This window comes from Pseudomonas nitroreducens, from assembly GCF_010994165.1.
Taxonomy (GTDB): Bacteria; Pseudomonadota; Gammaproteobacteria; order Pseudomonadales; family Pseudomonadaceae; genus Pseudomonas; species Pseudomonas nitroreducens.
The window spans coordinates 1,312,691-1,333,432 of record NZ_WMBX01000001.1 but is presented as its reverse complement, the minus strand read 5'-3'; the positions used below and the strand labels follow the sequence as shown (position 1 = coordinate 1,333,432).

21 protein-coding genes and 1 pseudogene are annotated in these 20,742 nt (G+C 56.3%); 13 read left to right on the top strand and 9 right to left on the bottom strand.

Features of this window, described 5'->3' with window-relative positions:
- Position 1: 1 nt before the first annotated feature.
- The 4 genes from GJV37_RS06350 to GJV37_RS06335 form a co-directional block, all read right to left on the bottom strand.
- On the bottom strand, positions 2-166 hold the full coding sequence (locus GJV37_RS06350; protein ID WP_138526494.1) for a rubredoxin: 165 nt from the start codon (positions 164-166) through the stop codon (positions 2-4).
- Between the two features lie 20 nt (positions 167-186).
- Positions 187-1,332 carry a cytochrome P450 gene (locus GJV37_RS06345; RefSeq protein WP_218939136.1) on the bottom strand — a complete coding sequence of 382 codons (1,146 nt, stop codon included), beginning with the start codon at positions 1,330-1,332 and terminating at the stop codon, positions 187-189.
- Positions 1,333-1,488: 156 nt separating this feature from the next.
- Positions 1,489-3,054, bottom strand: coding sequence for a class I adenylate-forming enzyme family protein (locus tag GJV37_RS06340; protein WP_138526500.1), 1,566 nt, complete (start codon positions 3,052-3,054; stop codon positions 1,489-1,491).
- Between the two features lie 27 nt (positions 3,055-3,081).
- Positions 3,082-3,996 carry an SDR family NAD(P)-dependent oxidoreductase gene (locus tag GJV37_RS06335; RefSeq protein WP_218939138.1) on the bottom strand — a complete coding sequence of 305 codons (915 nt, stop codon included), beginning with the start codon at positions 3,994-3,996 and terminating at the stop codon, positions 3,082-3,084.
- A 366-nt stretch (positions 3,997-4,362) separates the two neighbouring features.
- Here GJV37_RS06335 and GJV37_RS06330 point away from each other — a divergent pair, with 366 nt between their 5' ends.
- Entirely contained in the window at positions 4,363-5,136 is a 774-nt protein-coding gene (locus tag GJV37_RS06330) for an IclR family transcriptional regulator (RefSeq protein ID WP_223121858.1), read from the top strand.
- 452 nt (positions 5,137-5,588) lie between these two features.
- Here GJV37_RS06330 and GJV37_RS29785 read toward each other — a convergent pair whose 3' ends face one another.
- Positions 5,589-5,750: a hypothetical protein gene (locus GJV37_RS29785; protein WP_425326833.1), complete on the bottom strand. Its 162-nt coding sequence runs from the start codon at positions 5,748-5,750 to the stop codon at positions 5,589-5,591.
- A gap of 251 nt (positions 5,751-6,001) precedes the next feature.
- Between GJV37_RS29785 and GJV37_RS06325 the strand changes: the two genes are divergently transcribed.
- Both GJV37_RS06325 and GJV37_RS06320 read left to right on the top strand, forming a co-directional pair.
- Positions 6,002-6,817, top strand: coding sequence for an AraC family transcriptional regulator ligand-binding domain-containing protein (locus GJV37_RS06325; RefSeq protein ID WP_223121857.1), 816 nt, complete (start codon positions 6,002-6,004; stop codon positions 6,815-6,817).
- A gap of 838 nt (positions 6,818-7,655) precedes the next feature.
- A complete protein-coding gene (locus GJV37_RS06320; protein ID WP_193452236.1) occupies positions 7,656-8,165 on the top strand; it encodes a ProQ/FinO family protein in 510 nt (169 codons plus the stop codon).
- Positions 8,166-8,353: 188 nt separating this feature from the next.
- Here the strand turns inward: GJV37_RS06320 and GJV37_RS06315 are convergent, their stop codons facing one another.
- From GJV37_RS06315 to GJV37_RS06300, 4 genes and pseudogenes are all read right to left on the bottom strand, one after another.
- Entirely contained in the window at positions 8,354-9,607 is a 1,254-nt protein-coding gene (locus GJV37_RS06315; protein ID WP_138526996.1) for a HipA domain-containing protein, read from the bottom strand.
- A complete protein-coding gene (locus GJV37_RS06310; RefSeq protein ID WP_246228250.1) occupies positions 9,604-9,831 on the bottom strand; it encodes a helix-turn-helix domain-containing protein in 228 nt (75 codons plus the stop codon). Before GJV37_RS06310 ends, GJV37_RS06315 begins: the two co-directional genes overlap by 4 nt.
- Positions 9,832-10,091: 260 nt before the next feature.
- On the bottom strand, positions 10,092-10,451 hold the full coding sequence (locus tag GJV37_RS06305; RefSeq protein ID WP_138527020.1) for a hypothetical protein: 360 nt from the start codon (positions 10,449-10,451) through the stop codon (positions 10,092-10,094).
- Positions 10,452-10,555: 104 nt separating this feature from the next.
- Positions 10,556-11,493, bottom strand: a pseudogene (locus GJV37_RS06300) (S49 family peptidase).
- A gap of 504 nt (positions 11,494-11,997) precedes the next feature.
- On the opposite strand from GJV37_RS06300, the gene GJV37_RS06295 reads away from it, so the two are divergent.
- The 10 genes from GJV37_RS06295 (at position 11,998) to GJV37_RS06250 (ending at position 20,668) form a co-directional block, all read left to right on the top strand.
- Entirely contained in the window at positions 11,998-12,231 is a 234-nt protein-coding gene (locus tag GJV37_RS06295; RefSeq protein WP_193452235.1) for a hypothetical protein, read from the top strand.
- 126 nt (positions 12,232-12,357) lie between these two features.
- Complete coding sequence (locus tag GJV37_RS06290; RefSeq protein WP_193452234.1) at positions 12,358-12,633, top strand: hypothetical protein; 276 nt, start codon at positions 12,358-12,360, stop codon at positions 12,631-12,633.
- A 44-nt stretch (positions 12,634-12,677) separates the two neighbouring features.
- Positions 12,678-14,483 (top strand): PRTRC system ParB family protein, encoded by a 1,806-nt coding sequence (locus GJV37_RS06285; protein WP_193452233.1) that lies wholly within the window; start codon positions 12,678-12,680, stop codon positions 14,481-14,483.
- Positions 14,484-14,496: 13 nt separating this feature from the next.
- On the top strand, positions 14,497-14,964 hold the full coding sequence (locus tag GJV37_RS06280; RefSeq protein ID WP_024766601.1) for a hypothetical protein: 468 nt from the start codon (positions 14,497-14,499) through the stop codon (positions 14,962-14,964).
- 10 nt (positions 14,965-14,974) lie between these two features.
- Complete coding sequence (locus GJV37_RS06275; protein ID WP_138526918.1) at positions 14,975-15,187, top strand: PRTRC system protein C; 213 nt, start codon at positions 14,975-14,977, stop codon at positions 15,185-15,187.
- A 102-nt stretch (positions 15,188-15,289) separates the two neighbouring features.
- On the top strand, positions 15,290-16,669 hold the full coding sequence (locus GJV37_RS06270; RefSeq protein WP_138526917.1) for a hypothetical protein: 1,380 nt from the start codon (positions 15,290-15,292) through the stop codon (positions 16,667-16,669).
- Positions 16,656-17,357, top strand: coding sequence for a PRTRC system protein B (locus tag GJV37_RS06265; protein ID WP_138526916.1), 702 nt, complete (start codon positions 16,656-16,658; stop codon positions 17,355-17,357). The genes GJV37_RS06270 and GJV37_RS06265 overlap by 14 nt, the downstream gene beginning before the upstream one ends.
- Entirely contained in the window at positions 17,354-18,109 is a 756-nt protein-coding gene (locus GJV37_RS06260) for a PRTRC system ThiF family protein (RefSeq protein WP_138526915.1), read from the top strand. Before GJV37_RS06265 ends, GJV37_RS06260 begins: the two co-directional genes overlap by 4 nt.
- Before the next feature lie 359 nt (positions 18,110-18,468).
- Positions 18,469-19,581, top strand: a complete 1,113-nt coding sequence (locus GJV37_RS06255) for a toll/interleukin-1 receptor domain-containing protein (RefSeq protein ID WP_223121856.1) — start codon at positions 18,469-18,471, stop codon at positions 19,579-19,581.
- Between the two features lie 28 nt (positions 19,582-19,609).
- Positions 19,610-20,668 (top strand): hypothetical protein, encoded by a 1,059-nt coding sequence (locus GJV37_RS06250; protein WP_193452231.1) that lies wholly within the window; start codon positions 19,610-19,612, stop codon positions 20,666-20,668.
- Positions 20,669-20,742 lie beyond the last annotated feature (74 nt).

Genomic DNA, 20,742 nt, shown 5'->3' with positions numbered 1-20,742 from the left:
ATCAGATCTCGACCATCTGGAAATCACTCTTGGCCGCGCCGCATTCGGGGCACATCCAGTCCTCGGGGATGTCCTCCCAGCGAGTCCCGGCGGCGATGCCCTCATCAGGCCAGCCCGCAGCTTCGTCATATATGAAACCGCAGAAAAAACATTGCCATTTCTTCATCACTTATATCCCCAGGCGCCTCACGCCACTTTCCATTGCAATGGCAGGTAAAGCATGCCGTTGACCATGCCCGAGGCACAGCGCGGCTGCTCACCAGCCTTGATCTCGAACTCGGGAATCCGCTTCAGCCATTCCTGCAGAAATACTTTGATCTCGGTACGCGCCAGGAACGAACCCGGGCAACGATGCGCCCCATTGCCAAAGGCCGCGTGCACGACAGGCTTGCGCGCCAGATCGATCTCCATCGGATTGGCGAAGCGGCGCTCATCCAGCCCGAACAGCGCGTTGGGTACCTGGATCTGATCGCCTTTCTTCAGCTGAACGCCCTTGAACTCGATGTCCTCGACCACCACGCGTGCGGTGTTGGTCACGCCATGGCGGCGGATCAGCTCATCAACGGCGGTTAGAATCAGCTCGGGCTCCTCAGCCAGGCGCCGACGTTCAGCGGGATGCTCGGCAAGGAAACGGCAGATGAAACTCATCATCGCGGCTACGGTATCCAGGCCGCCGAATAGAACGACGATCATCATTCCAAACATGCGTTCGGGCGATATCGGCTGACCATCGATCTTGGCATTTACGATCAGGCTGATCAGGTCATTCCCCGGATTGCTGGCGCGCTCCTGGACCCACTTACCGATGTAGCCCATCAGCATGCCCTGCGAGCGCTGGCGCTCCTCCAGGTCTCCGCGCACGGATAGCTCGGCCATTTCCAGAAGATGCAAGCGATCTTCCTGGGGCAAATCGACCAGGCGCAGGAAGATGACGATCGGCAGCATCTTGGCGAACTCGCCGACAAACTCGCACTCACCCTTATTCTTGAATCCTTCGATGAGTTCGATGGTCAGCGCGCGTACGTCACTCTCCATCGAGGCGATGGCCTGCGGCAGGAACGACGGGGTAATCAGGGTGCGATAAGCGGTATGCTCCGGCGGGTCCAGTTCCAGCGGCACCAGCGTGACGTCATCACTGCGGGGTATGGTCACCCGGGCATGGGAGAAGCGCAGGTTGTCCTTCTGGATGGTCTCGATATCTTCCGCGCGGGTGGCGATCCAGTGACCGCCGTTGTAGGGCGACCAGACTATGTCCGGCCCTCGGTGCAGGGCCTTCCACGCGGCATGCACATCGCTTTCGGCACCCGGCGGGTGCATGAAGTCGAAGTCCACTACGCGGTCTTCGGGTACGTGTTCGGGTACGGTCCAAGTTGCCGGTTGGCTCATTGCAAGCTCCACGGGAAGGAATGCCATCCCTGCTTTTGTTATTTTATGAACATCGTTCGCATATTTATACGACAGCCAGGTATTCGAATCAACCAGGCACGGTCAATCGCACACCTCGCTAATGGCACCCTCCTCGGCGCCACCATGCTGAAGCCATTCCCGCAGCTGCAGCTTCTGCAGCTTGCCGTTGAAGGTGACAGGCATGCGATGCAGGATCACTATCCGCGAGGGACGCTTGTATGGCGCGAGCTCGCGAACGAGGTAGGCCTGCAGGTCGGCCATCGCCAACCGTTGCCCAGCCTGGAGTTCTACGAAGGCGACGACGTCCTCGTCGCCGCCGCTACGAGCGTGCCCCACCACCGCTGAAAGCTGGATTCCCGGCCACGCGTTGAGCACCGATTCGACTTCCACCGGGTACACGTTGAATCCCGAGCGGATGATCAGGTCTTTGGTCCGACCGGAGATGAATAGCGCACCATCGGGCTCGAGCCTCCCCAGATCGCCTGTGGCCAGCCAACCCTCGGCGGACACAGTCTCGCGAGTGGCCTGTGGATTGCGGTAGTAACCGCGCATAACACCAGGCCCGCGAATCTGGATCGCACCCACTTGTCCCGGAGCGACTTCGTTGCCGTCGTCGTCCATCAGGCGGATCTCGACTCCGTCATTGGGATAGCCGGAGGAATCGTCGTCCCTCGGCGCGGCGGTGCGGGTAATGAACATTGAGCCAGCGTACTCGGTCATGCCGTAACCCTGATGCAAAGGCAGGCCGAAAACGGCCTCCACTTCACGCTTCACTGCCAGGTCCAGCGAGGCCCCTCCCGAATACAGGTAACGCAGGCTCGTGCTAGGAAGGCGCGTGCCGTTTAGCTTCAGGTGCTCGACCACCCTGGTGAACAAGGTCGGCACTCCTTGGAAGGTGGTGATGCCTTCACGAAGCAGGGTTTCCAGCAGTCGTTCGGGCGTGAACTTGCGCTCCAGCACCAAGCAGGCGCCGGCGTACAGGGTGGTCAACAGGATTGTGGCGAAGCCGAAGATGTGCGGCAGCGGTAACACGCCGTAAACCCTGTCAGAGGCCCCCAGCGAGCGGGAGGCACAGGAAACTCTGGCGAAGTGCAGCAACCCCTGATGCCTGACCATCACCCCTTTGGGCGCGCCGGTCGTACCGGAGGTATACACCAGCGCGGCCACGTCCCTGGCCAACTCATCTTCTTCCGGAGGCACCTCACCGAGCGCGGCAATCATAGAGAAGCCATCGAACAGCTCGTCCCCGCGCCAAGGCAAGGCGCCCTGCCTGGCGGCATGCGCCTCGGCATCCGCTGACAGTGCCGAACTGAACACCATCAGGCGTGGCCGACAATGCGTACGAATACTCTCAATCTCGCGCGCGCTGAGACGCGCATTGACGTTCACCGGCCAAGCGCCCAGGACCACGCAAGAGAAGGTCAGGACTACTTGAGCTATGCAGTTTTCCGCGACCAGCATCACCCGATCGCCACGGCTCACACCCTCGATAGTCAGGCGCCTTGCGGCGCCCTCAATGGCATACCACAGCTGGGCATAGCTCAACTCGCGTCCTGGCTCTCGCAACGCCGGGGCGTCGCCGGCGCACTCCGCCCAGATCCGGACCAAGTCACCGATATTAGTGGCCAACGCCAAGCGTGTCTGCACGTCCACAAGCAGCCCCTCCCCAGAAAATCAGACCGGGTCCCAGGTGAAGACTTCGCCCGAGCGCTCAACCGGAATGAAGGAGCCCTTCAGCGCCGGCATGCCGTGCTCGGCCAGGCTTTCAGGGGTCCAGCCTTCGGAGCGTTGCACCGAACGAATCGGTCGTGGCTGGCTCATTAGGAATATCTCGTTGTTGCGCACTGCGAAGACCTGGGCGTTGACTTCGGCGGCCTGATCGCTGGCCAGGTAGACGCAGATTGGCGCGATCTTGGCGGGTGTCATCTGCTTGATCTTCTCGACCCTGGCCTGCTGTTCCGGCGTATCGGTCGGAATGGCGCCGATCATCCGGCTGTAGGCGAAAGGAGCCACGCAGTTCGAACGGACGTTAAATTTCTCCATGTCCAGGGCGATGGATTTGGAGAGCGCCATGATGCCGAGCTTGGCTGCGTTGTAATTCGCCTGGCCAAGGTTGCCGATCAGACCCGAGGTTGAAGTCATGTGCACGAAGCAACCGGACTCCTGCTCCTTGAAGTAGTTCGCAGCGGCCCGACTGACATAGAAGGAGCCGTACAGATGGACTTTGAGTACGGCGTCGAACTCTTCGGCGGTCATCTTATGGAAGAAGCGATCCCGCAGGATGCCGGCGTTATTCACCACACAATCGATGCGCCCGTACTGCTGTACCGCCTGTTCCACCATGCGTGCGGCTGCGGCCGGATCGGAAACGCTGTCGGTGTTGGCCACCGCCTCACCGCCGGCAGAGACGATCTCGTCGACAACCTTCTGGGCAGGGCCGACGTCGGCCCCTTCCCCCGAGACGGATGCCCCCACATCGTTGACCACAACCCTGGCGCCGTGGCGCGCCATCAGCAGGGCGATGTCGCGCCCGATGCCGCCACCGGCGCCAGTGACCAGCACCACCTTGCCTTCAACCATCGATCCCATAACGAACTCCTCGAACCAAGCTGCACCGTCCGAATGGACGACGTTCAGTCCACAGACCCATCGATAGTCTGGTGGCCAGGCGACACGCCCAAATGCATATTAATGAACACTGTTCGACTATGCAAACAGGTGCTAGCATGGAAATCGTTGCAGGAGCGCTGAAGAAGTAGTGCGAATCAGCTGAGAGCCTGATGGGAATCAATGAAAACGTGGGCAGCACTAAGCCTTGAGGAGATTGTACTTACTAGACGAAAAATTCTAAACGCCATTTGATATACTGCACGGCATTCGCGCCGCAAGAGGGCGCGGCCCTTTATCCCCGCCCACTAAACATTGGGATACTTCATGAAAAACAGGGAAAACGACGTGGACGCCGTAGAAACACCGACTTCGATGGGCCCTCGCTCAGTTACCCGCATTCTCGGGCTGTTCGAGGTCCTGGCCAAGGCCGGCGACGGCATGTCGCTCGCAGAACTGAGCGGTATTCTGGAAACCCCTAAGAGCAGTCTGTTGACGTTGCTGCGGCCGCTGGTCGCTGAGGGCTATCTCAGCCACGGGAATAATCGCTACCGCCTTGGCCCGTTCATCTATCGGCTTGCCGGCAACATCCTGGCGACACGCAACTTCCCCAAGCTGATGCGTCCTTACCTGGAAGAGCTCGCGGTCAAGACAGGCGAAAGCGTGTACTTGTCTGTAATCGACATCGAATCCCAGATGGTGACGCACATCGACGGGATCGACTCGCAGAATCCTGTGCGCTACGTTTCGCCGCTTGGTGCGCCTCGTCCGTTGCACTGCACCGCTCCTGGCCGACTCCTGCTCGCCTATCAGGACGAGAGGACTCAGGAACACTACCTAAAGACTGCAAAGCTCAAAGCGATGACTTGGCGCACTGTCACGGACCGCTCGACGCTGAAAAAGCAGCTCAAGGAAATCCGCGAAACTGGTGTCTCAATCAGCATCAGTGAGCTCAGCGAAGGCGCCGCTGGTATTGCCGCTCCAGTGTTCGATACTGATGGCTCGGTTGCAGCAGCGATCGTCATTGCTGCACCTGCTGAGCGCATGCAGCACAAGCTGAATGAACTGCGCCAGATGCTTATCGAAGCTACTTCTGAAGCATCCGGTCAGCTCAGCAACTAACACGAGGAAATTGCGGCGAGGTCGCCACTGACCAAGGCCTAACGATCCTCCGAAATAAAAAAGCAAAGCCCCCATTAGCAACGTACCATGCTAATGGGGGCTTTGCTTTTGAGCTTGCACAGCATTCTAATCTTTAGACGGTCTTAACAGGTCTACTGAATTTCTGAGTAAATTTTCCCACGCCATTCGTGGAATAGAAGGCAAGAATAGGAGATGCTTCTCGGATTACGTCAAACCCAGACGGAGGTCTTTACAGGGAAAAAGCGAAGAATAGCGGATGATTAACTCACTGCACCGCGTTACGTAGTGCGGCTACCTGATAAATTCAACCCAACCAGCATCCAGTAGCACCGATCCGAAACTCTAAGCCCACAACCAAACGGCTAGTGAGCTCGAATCCAGCCTGTAAATTGGCGCCGCTTCGCGACACCAATTCATCAAGCAGGTATGCATTATTTATCTAGCCAAGACTCAAAAGTTTCAGCACAGTGCTCTGCCTTCCATGCTTTCAGAATCTTGTGGTTACCCCCTTGTGTTTCTACGATTTCACCAGGGTGCGGATCTTCGTACACCTTGACCGTACGTATGCGACGCGGCGATTGAATTGCCCGCACCCCACGGCGAGAGGATTCCGGGTTAAGGATCGTGATCACATCACGCAAGTGACTTGCCGTACTGGCTCATCAAGCTTTTAATTTTCTCAAAGCTACAAAGATTGAGAAGCGCCGGCGAGCTAAGTTGGCGTAATTCGACGTTAATATGGCGCACTTCGCATGAGACTGGAACCCCACACTTTTTATACTACGTATGAATTTCGAATGGGGACAGCATACTTCCCTCATTGAGTGGCGATGGAGTTCCGGCGGTGCAAAAAAAGACCTTCCCAATCAAGATCGGCTGGCAGCCACTGCTGAAGGACCTTGGTCTGAAGCCTGGTCATGTGTTGCGTCGTGCCGGCCTTCCCGACGACTTGCTTTCTCGTGGAGCGCCCGGCCTTTCCACTGCGGACTATTTCCGATTCTGGTACGCCCTGGAGATCGAAGCCGGTGCCCCCCTGTTCCCCTTGCGCCTCGTCGATACCCTCTCCGCCGAAACCTTCGATCCTCCCTTGTTCGCCGCCCTGTGCAGCGCCAATCTCATGCAGGCCGTACAGCGCCTGGCCAAGTACAAGCAGCTCGTAGCACCCATGCGGCTAGAGGTAGAGGTTGGAAAGGACGGCGATCTCACGCTGACGCCTCAATGGCTATCCGTGCAGGCCGAAGTGCCCTGTTCGCTGCAGGTAGCCGAGCTCGCTTTTTTCCTGCGCCTCGCCCGACTCGCGACCTGCGAGCCGGCCAAGGCGCTTCGGGTGACGCTTCCGAAAGTGCCGCCCAGCGATCACGCCCGGCGCTACGAAAGCTTCTTCGGCACTCCCGCCCAGCAGGGAACGAGCCCGAGCGTCACATTTGCCGCCGTGGACGCCTTGCGTCCCTTCATCACGCTCAACGAAAACATGTGGCGGGTGTTTGAGCCGGACCTTCGCCGCCGCCTCGGTGAACTCGACGCGACAGCGACCACCGCGGATCGCGTTCGTGCTGCACTACTGGAGTTGTTGCCAGGCAAGATCCCAATTCCTTCCACCGCGCATTTCAGGACTGGACTGGTCAGACACCCGGCAGCATCCGACATGCTAAGCGCCTGAGCTGAGGAGGCCATCGCAAAGTGCAACTGGCCGGCGCCACGGGCCTTGTGTGAGGCCAGATGCTCCAGGAGCTGCCAGCGGAAAGCTCTGTCCGCGAGGTGCACGCCCTGAGTCGTCGGCCATTGAATCTAAGCCATCCCGAGCGCCAGGATCACATCGTCGACTTCAGATACCTGCCTGTGCTGCCAAAAAGCCAACGAAGCCAACCTGGCACTCGTCGTCCGTAAAGGCACGCCGTCCCCCCTCGCCAAAAGGAGCTTTGGTGTCGCGCCCTCGCAACAGGCGTCCAACTAATGTCTGCGGGCTTCGTAGCCGCGCGGCGGCTCGTGTGATTCTTCACTCAAGAGCAAAAGCTCTTGCACTTGTAAGTGTTTGCCGCAGGAGACGTATCCCCTCTCTGAGGACTTTTTCGGCGAGAAGCACCAACGAATCTGTGCTGATTAGCTTGCCGGAATCTGTAGTCGTATGCAGCTGAACTCGACGGCCAAACGCTGCGTTTACCCCAAGGTTAAGGCATCGGGCTTACCGCCAGTCACAGTGTTCAGCGTCCGGGTGAGCCAATGCCTTAGCCACTCCGCGCAACATCTGCTGCCCTAAAAAGACATGGATAAAAATCGCTGCTGAGACCTCAATCCCAATGAGCAGAACCCATACCGGAATTTGTAGTTCTTTCGAGTGCGAGGAGATCTTTCAGAAGCCTTCCGGGGTAAAGCCTTTGGCCGAGTCGGTGGCTGTAAACAGTGAAGTCAGCGACGATTCATCCAGATCCAGGTGCTCCCGAGAGCTGTATGGAATACCCTTGCGCTAGGCAATCAACCTCGAAGCTGTGAATCGAACAATGGGTTTTGAACAACTAGCAGGGCTACGTGACCTCCTGCGGGCTGAGAAAGAGCAGGCGAAGGCCGCTAGCGAGAAGCACCTTAAGCGAAAGTCCGGACCTCGAGAAAAGCCCCAGGGCCAAGATCCAGTACTAGAAGCAATCTGGCGACTTCAGAAGTACTTCCCATTGGCCTTCCCTGCCAGTCCAGCGCCTAAGGTTCCTCTCAAGGAGGAGATTTTTCAGGATGCTGAGCAACATCTTGGGCTGCTCGGAATCACCCGCGAACAGCTCAAGCTAGGCATCGCTACCTGGTGTAGGGGAGCCCGATACTGGGCAAGCATGGTAGAGAATGCGCCGCGCCTGGATTTGAACGGTCAAATAGCTGGCACTGTGACGGCGTCTCAGATGTTGCATGCGAAGCAGCAGGCTTCACGGCAACGAAGCCAGAACCGACGAAATCATGCGAAGCCGAAAGCTCAGGTGCCAGCCCTCTCCGCTGATGCAGCGGTGGAACAGACCACGGACTGAGCTATGTCGCGTCTCACCCCCAGATGGCTGGCTAGGTGCGCGGGTTGTCAGTGGGCTGGATGTGACGGTAATGAGAGGCGAGGCCACGGCTGCCTGATCAGGCAATCGGCGTCTGGTCTATAACGTACTTTCTTCCGACAGTTATAGAAACGAGAAGCCCCGCTGGGTGTGCGGGGCTTCGACTCTCCTCATCTGGTCAGCCGGGCATGCATGTCCTTGATCACACCGTGCCAGATAATTCGCGTCTGTCGGCATTCCCCCGCGCTCATCTGCGGCTGACATTCCTTAAGCAAATTTGGCCCCTCCGCCATGACTGGCTCAATCACCTCCTCGAGAAGGCGCGTTGATTGTCTGGCTGTCAGCCCCAGATGAGCGCCCATATTGAGGGTTGCCTCAAAAGTGAGGTCGTCATGAGTTCTCAGCCCCTCCAAAGGCCATGTCAGCAGAGATGACAACCACGGCGTCGGCTCCGCCCCATAGACTGATGTGCATACGAGATCGTAATGCGGAGCCAACTCGAAACCGTCTGGCCTGACCTCAAAGCTCAGGTTCTTGAGGTGTGAATCATCATTTCCAACCAGCAGGTTGAAGACCAGCCACTTGTACAGACGTATCCGGGTAACCGCCTTGGTCCGTACAAGCTCAATGAGTTTCCGCATGGTCTCCATCGTCGCCTGCTGGTACTTGAAATGACTGCTGATGCCTAGGATCTGGCAACCATCCAGCATGTGCACTCGCTCGACCTCATCGTCTCGAATGCGCCGGTCAAACCGCTCAATGAGATAGACTGGCTCAGGCACTCGGCGTATCTCGACATCGGGAACATTTAGGCCTGCTATGCGGGCAAGGCTCATCACAAACCACTCATTCGCCACTGAGTGGCTGTAGAACCCTGTTTCGTTGTCAGGCTTCAGGATGTGGGTGCTGATCGTGTTGCCTTCCGGCTCGAACAGTTTGCCTTCCTTGATGACGACGGGAAGTTTGTGTTGTGCGCCGGCGAGAGACATTCGTTTGGGCGCACCGGTTGCCAGTGCAACGCGAGGCAGGTTTCTGATGCGTTGGCTCAGAACGTCATCTGGCAACGGCTTCATGCCAGTCGCCAGTGGCTGTGTGGCATCTGGCAGCAGTGTTACAGCCCCTGCTGATTCAGCTCCGTAATAGGCCAACAAGCCAAAATTATCTGTAGCAACAATCTTGGCGTCGTTGGCAAGCAATTGCCTGGCTTGCTCTTCTGGAAGCAGGTTGTCGAAGAACCACTGCACAGGACGTTCAGACGCGCCATCGAGAATGACGCCTTTCGACCTAGGCAGAGAGGGTGCGAGATCGAAGGCGTCCGCTCTCATCCGCCAATCTGGCGTGTAGGTGAGCTGCCACACCTCGTTCTGCTCACTCAACGTTGCTACGTGGTCATCGTTGATCAGGACTTCAAGCGATCTGCTCATGGATGCGGCACATCCAGGTAAACCCGGATTCCCAGCTCTTCGAACAGCTTCAGCACGCTGCTCAGTGCAACGGTGCCCTTCCCTTTCTCTATGTCGCGCAGATGGACATGGCTTTTTCCGATCATGTCAGCCATGTCGTCCTGAAGAATTCTTTGCGTTTTCCTAGCTTTTCTTACGACGTTGCCGATGTCTTCGGCAGTACGCACCTGGACGTAGCTCATCATAGCCCGCACCCTTAAAAATCTAAGCTTTGGCTTCGATTATGGGGATGACATATGTAAAGTCAAGAAAAACGAAGCTATGGTTTCGTTTGTTGATTTTCTGGCGGCGAGCCTCTAAAAATGAAACTATCCTTTCGTTTCCAGAAGGGGATTAGCCTATCCATGGAGAATCGAAAGAATAATTTCGAAATCTCAAATCCAGAGCTAACGGCACCGGATCATGCAACGCCCAGAAACCGACCGGGCGTGCAGAATAGGCGGCCTTAGGATTTGCTAGCGGTCTCAAGCCCCCGCTTCAACTCTCCTACGCACTTTTTGAGTTCCGGAGCGAGTCTCGGATCCGAAGTGTTTTTGCCTACAGCAGAGCCTGCCACTTCTGCAGTCCCCTGAACGGCATCTGTCGCTGTAGCTTCTGCAGGGAGCCTTTTCTGAACCTCGGTGAGGAATTGCTTCACCTCACCTTGATGATCCGCGATGTTGGTCGAAAGCCTCATGCACTCGTTGTAGTCACCAATCGTCGAGTAGCCCCCTATCATCATGCCGGCACTGATGAACAGATATGCCCCGTAGGCCATAACGCCTAAGCCCCCAACAACACCGCCACGAACTACAGCTTTATTCACTAGATCATCCTTACTAGATCAAGAGTTAGAATCCGCACAGCGCAACTGATACGAGGCCGGCGCATAGCCACAAAGCTGGCCACCCACAGCACTCTGCACGAGCTTCATCGCAGCTCTAAATTGCCGAGCCCCATCGTCATCGCAATCTCGCCCGCGAAGCTTGCACCTACGCGATTCGCGAACCGGTCAAAAGCATTTCCTCGCGGCGTGAAATCCACAATTTTCTCAGCGCCGACCACGTCGCGCGCGACGTAGTCAACGTCACCGAGCTTGTCGACCAAGCCGAGCCCCATTGCCTGATCTCCAGACCACACCAAGCCAGAAAAGAGCTCTGGGTGGTCCTTAGTCTTCAACCTATCGCCGCGGCCGTGCTCCACAGCCGCAATGAATTGCCTATGGGTCTGTTGCAGCACGCCCCGCCAGAACTCGGTCTCAGCGCGATTCTCAGGCTGGAACTGATCAAGGAAAGCCTTATGTTCGCCAGAGGTGTATGCGCGCCGTTCGACGCCCAACTTCTTCATCAGGTCGACATAGCCAAAGCTCGCTGCAGTTACCCCGATCGATCCAACCAGGCTGGCTTTGTCAGCGAAAATCTCATCCGCCGCGCTGGCGATGTAGTAAGCCCCCGAAGCTCCAAGATCTCCTATCACCGCATAAACCTTCACGTCTGGATGGAGGCTCCGCTGCCGCTTGATCTCGTCGTACACCCGTCCAGCCTGCACAGGGCTGCCGCCAGGACTGTTGATGTCCAGGATCACTGCCTTCGTCCGGGGTCCTTGAACGCAGCCGCTAAGCCGCGATTCACAATCGCAGCACCCGCGCGCTCGCCTTCGGCGATCGTTCCGCTGACCGCAACCTTCGCGGTAATTCCAGCGCTCTTTTCTCCCCACATTTCGGAGAGTGGCGGGCCGCCGGCGGTGTAAGCCGCTACCACCAAGCCGAGCGTGCAGAGCTGGAAGAAACTCTTCCAGCGGCGCGCGGCCCGTTGCTCGCGAATGCTTGCCTGAAGAACCCGCTCCAGGACCTCTAGCCCATTATCCAATCATCACCTCACTTGATCGCCGTCTGGTCAACGGCGGTACCAGGTTGCCCAAGGGAGAAAATCAGTTCCACCGAAGTGGGGTACATGTTCTCCCTCTGCTCTGCGCGCCCGGAACGGTGCCGCTCCTACAAACGGCTTGCTACTTCCCAACCAGGTGGCTGGAACGGCGCTTGTCACACCTGATGCGGGCACGCAGAACGAATTCTGAGAGAGCGCGAACTTGGGATCGGCTTTTTTCCGTCCAGTTTCGTGCAGGAAAAAGCGTCTCGCTGAGTTTCAACGTCGCTACCTTTCGAGTCGCCTTACAACGATACAAGTAGTAAGGCGATGCAATAGAGAAGGACCAGTTAGTCAGAATCAATTAATTCCAGAATAAACTTGGGATAACTCAGGGAACAGATAACTTGGAATCAAGAGCAGCGGACGGAGTTAAAAAATCGAAACCCCACCCTGTTCTGACAACTATCGGGGTTTGACCCCGCCGACTTACCAAGAGAAATTACCATGTACAAAAACTTCATCATCGCTGCTGTGATCTCCATGGGTGTAGTGGCTGGCGTTCAAGCTGGCTCCGGTGGTAACGGCAGCGGTAATCCGCGCAATTCCTGGGATAAACAGCCGGTAGGCGAGCCGCACTACGTTTGGAAAGACGGTAAGTTGGTTTCGGCCAAAGAAAAGGCCGACGACCAGAAGGTCGTTAAAAACGACGAGAAGAAAGGCGAAGTAGCTTCCAAGTAACGGAGCTAAACCCAACCAGAGAGGCGGCCATTGGCCGCCTTTTTTGTTCCACAAAACTGCAAGATAGAGGCTTTTGTTCTTTCTTCGGCTTGGTAGCTTATCACTACCAACTCATCGGATACTCAAATGAAACCCACGCCTAAGTACCGCATTAATCATAATCTTGGCGATGTAATTTCTCTGCTTTCCTGCGCAATCGGCTGTATTCATATCGCGCTTATCGTCTCCAGCGGCTTCACACTCTGGCCAGTAACTCCACTTGAGATTTTGGGCGGACTTTTTGGGACTGTAGGCATGCTGATTTATTTAATTCTGGTCCAGATAACTTGGATTCTCTTTGGTCTACTCATTGGATTTCTCGCAACCACCATTAATATCTGGAGAACGCTTGGGTTGTTCTAATAGCAAGATAAATTAAAGAAAGTACCAGCAAGGAATTGCCTGAAATGTCTCAAGCCCAAGTTCAAGAAGTCGCTGTATCCCGTATACGCCGCAATCCGAAAATTGACCCGCGCAAGGGCCGAAAGAAAGCGAGCTATTCAGCTTTTGTTGAAAGTGTCCGAGCAAATGGCGTACTTCAACCAATCCTTATCCGTCCGGTTAGTGATGATCCGTATTACGACTTCGAAGTTGTGTTCGGCAATACCCGCCACGCCGCCTCCATTGACGCGGGCAAGACGACGATTGCCGCAGAAATTCGCGGTATGAGCGATGAAGAAGCACGCATGCTGGCAGCGGTTGAAAACCTGCAGCGGTCTGACCTCACACCCATTGAAGAAGCACAGCACGCCGTGGTGCTGCTGGCTGACAACGCGAATGACCATGCAGCCGTCATGAAGGCGCTGGGATGGTCGCGCACTATGCTCGACAGCCGCATCCTGCTGTCGCACGCCTGTGATGCCGTTGCAGAGGCGCTGCTGGAGGATCAGATCAGGATTGGCCACGCCGAACTGCTTTGCCGCCTTCCAGCTGCCGATCAGCCGGCCATCCTTGGCCGGATCATCGAAAAGGGATACTCCGTTGTCGATACCCGCGACCGCCTGCTGACACTCACCCGCGATCTTGGATCGGCGCGATTCGACACCGAAGAATGCCGCTCCTGTGTCCATAACTCGGGTGCTAATGCTGACCTGTTCGAGGTGAGTCTTGGGGAATCGCGCTGCCAGAACGCGGTCTGCTGGAACCGAAAGACCGCTGCGCTCATCGAGGTGAAGCTGATCGACGCGCAGCAAGAGTTCGGCGTCGCCCATACCGACAAGACTCTGCCCCAGGACGGATATATCCGTCTGGAAGCGAAGGGCTCCACCGGGGTCGGCGAAACCCAACTCGCGGCTTGCGTCACCTGCTCCAACTACGGGGCGGTGGTATCCACCACTGCTGGGCGCGAGGGTGAGGTGGTAGGCGGCTACTGCTTCGACCGAAAGTGCAACGCCGATAAACATGCTCAGTACAAGGCACTGGTCGCTGAGGCGTCGGGAGCTGCCACACCACCACAGCAGCCAGACGGGAACACCACCGGGGGCAGCGCCGGGCCTCGCCAGCCCGCCAGTGAACCGGGCACGTCCCGAAAACCGGGGGCAACCTCGACACCAGCGCAACCGGCGCAGTTGAAGCGAGCGATCCGCCGCGAGGCATTCACGCTGTACAGCCGGATGGCGACCAAGGCAGTAATGGATGACCGTCGCCTTGCTCTCGCAGTGGCTGTCACCAGCATGTACTTCGACGTGCGCAACGAGATTCCAAGCCAATTGCGGGAACGCATGGAGGGCAACCTCGGGATACAAGGCCGGGGCCTTATCAGCAACCAGCGCGCTGATCTGGAAGTGAAACTTGCGCAGCGCACCGAGGACGACCTGATGCGACTGCTGTCGAGCATGGCGGCGTGCAGCGTGTTCCGCACTGACGCTACCGACCAGTTCGACAAATCGGTGTCGGGTCGCCAGTCGCTGGCATTCATCCAGCACGCAGGCATTCAACCAGTCGAGCACTTCCAGATGAATGAGGCGTACCTCAAGGCGCAGGTGAAGGCCGGCATCGTGGAGGACTGCAAGCGGTCTGGATTCGCCGAGAAATACAACGAAGTCAACGGCGAGAAAGCGTTTGAGAAACTCGCCACTGGCAAATCGGAAGACCTCATCAAAGCGGTCCTCGCATTCACCCAGTTCAATTGGTTGGGATATCTGCCGGCTGCGTTAGAACTATCGGCACAGGGAGGCAAATCGGCCCCCCGCTCCCAACAAACCGCAGCCTGAACAGGAACCGATCATGAGCACCACTTTCTTCTCCGCAGTGGCACCGGCAGTAGCGAACGCCAAGCAGCGCATCACCGTAGACATCGAAGGGCTGGGTGAAGGCCGAATCAAGGTTCTGCTCAGTGCGAACCTCGGCCCAACGCCGGAAAAAGCAACTGACGCAGAGGCGGCGCTGCGGGCGGCGCTGGCTAAGCCGCTGGTGGTCGCGGGCACCCCAGCCGAAGTAGAGGCTGCACTACTTGACCGTGTGACCCACCACATTCAGGCGGTCAACGAAGGCTCGGCAATGCTGGAGCAAATTCGCTCCCTGGGCGCTCAAGCAATTGCTGCGGTACAGAAGCCTGCAACCAAGCCTGCGGCCACTGTTGAGGCTTCTGACGAGGATGACGAAGAGGCAGGTGACTCCCAGCCGCCTGCGGCGGAACACGCTCAGCAGCCCGCTGCGCCGGCTCCCTTCGACAGCCTTGCCGCCTCGTTCTAAGGATATCCCCATGACTGTTGCAGTGATTTCTCTGGACCGAGTTTTCCGCATGTCTGGCCGTGATTTGCCGGACCCGAACCCCAGCATGGAAGTCGAGGCAGTTCTCAAGCACTACGCCCGCCAGTACCCCCGCCTCACCGGGGCCAAGATCGTCCCCCCCATTCAGGAAAACGACACCTATGTCTATGAATTCCGAGAAGCCGGGTTCGGCGCCAAAGGCTGATCCCTTGTCCATCCTCAAAAGCTGGGAGCGCGGCGACCTAACTGCCCGCGTCTCTCCAGCCGAGGACGATGACTCACTTTCACAGCACCAGAAGAGGCGGTTATGGGCGCTGCTGCAATCTCCCTCAACACCCGGCGTTATCAGCTTCCCCCTTCCGCGCTGAATCCGTTCGCGCTGCCCGGCATCGCGCAAGCGATGCGGGTAGCCCAGAACGAGCAGTTCGCGCTGTCCAACGCTTCCTGTGTGGACTTTAAAGGGCACAGCGCGCTTTGCACGCAGGCTCTGGACAGCGGGCTGATCGGCCCCGAGGCTCTGGAGTGGCTGGAGCATTACCCGAACGCCTATGGCCTTCATCGGCTGACTGGTGAGGTCGTTGCCGGCATCGAGCGTGTTCTAGCTCTCCCAACCAAGGGGTTGTTCAAGGACAAAGCCGCTCTGCTCAAAAGCTTAACCACTCCCTACGCCGATCCCTGTGTTGCCGCTGGGGCAACCCTGCACTGTATCGACGCCAGCCTCATTCAGATCGATGCGGTGGCCGAACTCATTGAGCAAGGGCCTGACTGCGCTAGCGCCCTGTTCGACAAGATCGGCGCAGCGCTGGATGGTGTCCTTACCCTTCCCGAGCCTGCTGAAAGCAGCATCGAGCGAGGTATCCAAGGGGAGCACTACGTTCTCGAAGGCGGGTGCTTCTCGGAGTTTTTCCTCGAACTCCCCGAAGTGGATGACTTCCATGAGGTCCGCGTCATCCTGTTCAAGACCTTGGACGCGATGACGCACTACCTCATCCCCTTCAACACGCCGGCTACGTTCCTCGGCGAGGGCAGCTACTACAACCACGAAGTCGCCGGGGCCTACGCCTCGTTGAAGCAGATGGTCAGTGCAGCAACAGTGGAGCAAATGACGGAATACCTGCTCACCACGCCGGACGAGCAGTTGGGCTTCGATACCTGGAGCTTTACCGGCGACGAAGGATTCGACGAGGAATCTGCGGAGCGTTTCGCCGCGATGTTGGTGGAGATGCATGAACTGACCGAGCTGTCGGGCTTCTATCTGGGGGCCGACAAGCCGCAGGAGATGCGAACCCTGCGTAGACAGGCGTTAGAGGCAATGAAGGCAGGCAACCCCTACTCCGACACGCTGATGGTCTTGGTTGAGGCGCTGGAACTGTGCCTGTCCAAAGCCGAACAGGGTTACTGCTTTGACCACGACCTTCACAGCATGGCAGGGACGGCGAGCGATGGCATGACGTTCTTCGAAAGCATCGTGGTTCAGGTTTCTGGGGATTTTCCAAACCTGCTGGATAGTACCTATGAAGGTTACGACGGGCAGGTACACGGGTGCGGCTACCCCGCAATCGGGTTGCCCCTGAAAGGCCCGGAGATGGCAAGCCAAACGCTTCCGATACTCCGTGATACCGCCTCCTGCATACAGCTACTGGGCAAAATCTGCGAATCCCTAGGAACCCCCAATGATCAGCAATGAGACCACCAGCAAAGCCATGCTCATTCACCACCACGCGCAGACCGGGCAGGTGAACGTCACCAGTCATGACGTGCTCGCAATCGAGGGCGGCAAAGGATTTGTTCTCGGGGCGGGCCGAGCGTTCAGCGAGCACGACAAACGATCCTTGGTCGAACTGCTGCTGAACGAGCAGCCGCAGATCGAGTTCGTTCCGAGCAATCTGGTAGTGCGCGGTCGCGGCTGCTTGGTCTGGTATGTGGCTCCGCAAGTGATCGATGTGCCGTTCCCCGAAGCCACCATTAAAGCGCCGCTTCCGGGCCTGATCTTCTGCGCTGGCGAAGGAAAGCCTCTGCGCTGCTTTGCTTACAAGGGAAACAAGCGCCCGGAGCCGAGCACCCCGCTGTTCTACGCACCGCTGGGCAACGTCTATCAGGATGGTAACTTCTGCACTGGCAACGTGAAGCTACCGCAGGAAGTTCTGGTGGAAAACATCCCCACCTGGGAGCGGTTCGTACTGGAGAGCGTCAATACCCACCTCGGTTCCGTCACGCCCATCAAGGGGTGCGAGAACTTCTCGGGGATGGTCGCTTACTACCGTGGCTTGGCCGAATCCAGGGCGAAAAAATTCCCTGCAAAATCGCTTGTCCCGGTCATGCGCTATCGCGATCAGGTCACCCTTGAGGCGATTGTGCAGGAGGCCCAGCGATGAGCGCGGCGGTTGCGATCAAGCCGGCCATGACCACGTTCAAGGCCCCAAACGACTGGCTCTCGTCGCCAATCAACATCGTCGTGATCGGTGCCGGGGGCAACGGGAGTGAAGTGGTGGACTGCCTCGCGTCTTTCCATCACGCAATCCGTTCCCTTGGCCATCCCTATGGGCTGAAAGTCACGATCATCGATGACAGCGTTGTGCGCGAGCCGAACCTCGTCCGCCAGCGGTTCTGGACATGCGACCTCGGGCACTTCAAAGCCGTCAGCCTTGCGAACCGCTACAACCTGATGCTCGGCATGCAGTGGGTGGGCCTTCCCTATCGTTTCCCCTGCGTGGAAACCGAAGAGGCCATAGCGCACGCCGCCCTCATCATCAGCGCAGTCGATGTCCCCTCCGCAAGGGTTGCTATCGGGAACCTGAAAGCCAAGGCCATGTGGCTGGACTTGGGCAACGATGCGCGGCATGGACAGATCGTGTTTGGTGCCATCGACGCCAAGCTGCGCAAGACGTTCCCCAACGTGCTCGACGCCTACCCGGAGATACAGACCCTGCCTGATGACACCAGCAAATCGTGCTCGGTCGCTGAGTCGCTGCGCAGCCAAGACTGTCTAATCAATCGGGCCGTCACTACTGCCGGCATGACCATCGTTTGGGAACTACTTCGGTACGGTGAAACCAGCAAGCACTGGCTGATGGTCAACCTTGAAACTGGCGAACAGAGCGCCTTCCCCTTCCCAGCTTCCGCCTGACACCGGGCTATCCGGACGGCATACGTCTCCAACTACCCCGGCCCTGCCGGGGTTTTTTATGGCTCGCGGTTGGCCTTGGCCTGCCACAGCATTCCTGGTTGGGCATTCACTTTCAGCAGCAACCACTTGGCCGGCTGCGGAGGGAATAACTCGCCTCACGTCCCTTACCGATCCTCACAAGCAGATTCAGCATGAGTCGAGTTTCTGCAATTGAGCTTCCTGTATCCGCGACCACTTCCCTGCAGTGAACTCCTGACCACCAGGTGGCCGCCTATTCAATTTGCGGGTAGGCATGCGCTATCTTGGGGCTAATGTCATCGCGACAGCAGAGCCCGAGATCACAAGGAAGGAGTCACCTCTTGAAGCGAGTATTGACTGTTGGTTTGAAATACACCGGCGCACCAATCCAAGGAGTTCAATTTGACAACCTTGGGCTTTGTAAGGCTGATATCAACAAAGACAAATCAGCATTTTCACTTTACGAATATGATGTCATCGTAATCAACCCGGCTAGCTATTCACACTTCCTTTTTGGTGAAGAAGGCCCGCACTCCAATTCAGTTACTGAACTTGGAGACCTCAAGCGAGAAAATAATCTCTACGACATCGATACCGCCTTTGACAAGGAGGATCGAGAGAACGAGATGCTAGCAGCCCTGCAGAATGGAGCAACAGTAGTTTGGTGCTTCGCGGAAGCAAAGCGCATGAACTTCTTTGGATATCGAAAGACTTGGATGGGTTACATTGCTTCGCCCATTGCACGCCTAGTAAACAATGGTGACTTGCTAGTTAAGAAGAGCCGTCGTCTCGTGAATGAAGATCCCAACCAACCATTCTTTCGATATTTCGCTGAACTAAGCAAAAGTGGCTGGTCGCTTTGTCTTCGCGACTCCGACTTAACTGGCTACGTTTCGGTCGCATCCACCCCTGAGGGTTACACACTCGGGGGAAAGGTCTCTATCGGGGGACTTAACGGCTGGCTCGTCACTCCGCCCACCTCTGAGGAGTCTGCAAATCGGTTGATATTGGACGCGGTAAACGTTGAGAAAAATAGCCCCAACCAGGAGAAGTACCACGGGATTTTCCTTAGTCACACGGGGAAAGACAAGCCATTTGTTAGGCAGCTGCGCAAGGATTTGATGGCTAGCGGAGTTACGAGAGTCTGGGTGGACGAGGCAGAGATCGAGATCGGCGACTCATTAATTGATAAGATCACGCAGGGAATGCAAGAGACAAAATACATTGGGATTGTTCTTTCCAACAAATCCATCAACGCCCCGTGGGTAAGAAAAGAGTTGGATATCGCACTAAACCGAGAGATTGCAGGAGGCGAGAGTATAGTTCTGCCTATTCTTTATGAAAAGTGTGATTTGCCGACTTTCCTTCAAGGAAAATTGTACGCAGACTTCACCACAGAAGAAGACTATGAATCCTCTTTGGACAAGCTTCTGAGGAAACTTCGAATCAAGTAGCTCCATTTTTTACCACCGGGAGTGGAAATTGAAGCGTCTTCAACGCAACCCAGAGAAATTCGAGGTGATCGATCTATTCACTTCGGTCGGCAAGGGGCGAAATTATCGACTCAGAGCTGACGAGAACTTTGAAGACTTCATTATGAGAATGCGTGATTCTTTAAAGTCATCCATGGCCAATGCCAATCTCCTACATGGAAAGAGAATTGAAGCACTATTCTCTTACGTTGCAGGCGCTCTTGGAGAATGCTTGTTCATCAAGAAGGAGGATGCTGGGGCTGTCTTCAGCAACATACCAAACATCCAACCTCCTGACTATACCGTTACATTGAAGAACGGCAGTCGCATGATGATCGAGGTTAAAAACTGTCATATTGGGGATTTTAAAACACCGTACAAACTTAAGAAGGACTATCTGAAGAGGCTTGAAAATTATGCAGCCATGCAAGGTGCGCAGCTAAAAATAGCGATCTATTTCTCACGACTCAACAAATGGTGTCTTCTTTCCAAGTCATCACTAACAGAGAAGATGGGGCGATACGAAATAAATATGATATCCGCCATCGCGAAGAGCGAGATGGCTATCTTGGGAGACAGGTCAATCGGCGTAAAGCCGGACATTGGAATTGAATTCATGGCTGACCCTGAGAAGGAGTCGTCAATTAATGATGACGGCACAGCCAGTCTAACAATATCCAAAGTCAGAATATTCAATGCTGGTGTGGAAATTCACGATTACAACGAAAAAAGTATAGCCTTCTACCTTGCCCGCTTTGGAAAGCTAACATGCGATCTCCCTCAAGCAATACAAGAAGATGGTAGATTAATATCTATCAAGTTTGATTTTCGCGTTGATGATGAAGATGAGTTACACGAAGGGCAAGAGTTTTTAATTGTTGGAGACTTAAGCTCAATGATAACTAATGCCTACAATGAGCATACCGTTTACGAGCAAAGCGTAGTTTCGCTCGACCCAGAACTTGATCCAGACTTTTTTGCAATCAATATAGATCCTGACCACGTATCTAAGGACCTGCCTCTCTGGCAGTTCTCAATCCAGCCAAATCACGATTTCTTAATTAATTGAGTCTGGAATAGAGAAATGTCTCGACACCGGCTGAGCAAGTTAGCTTGATCATGCCGGCGCCGGGCGAACAGCTT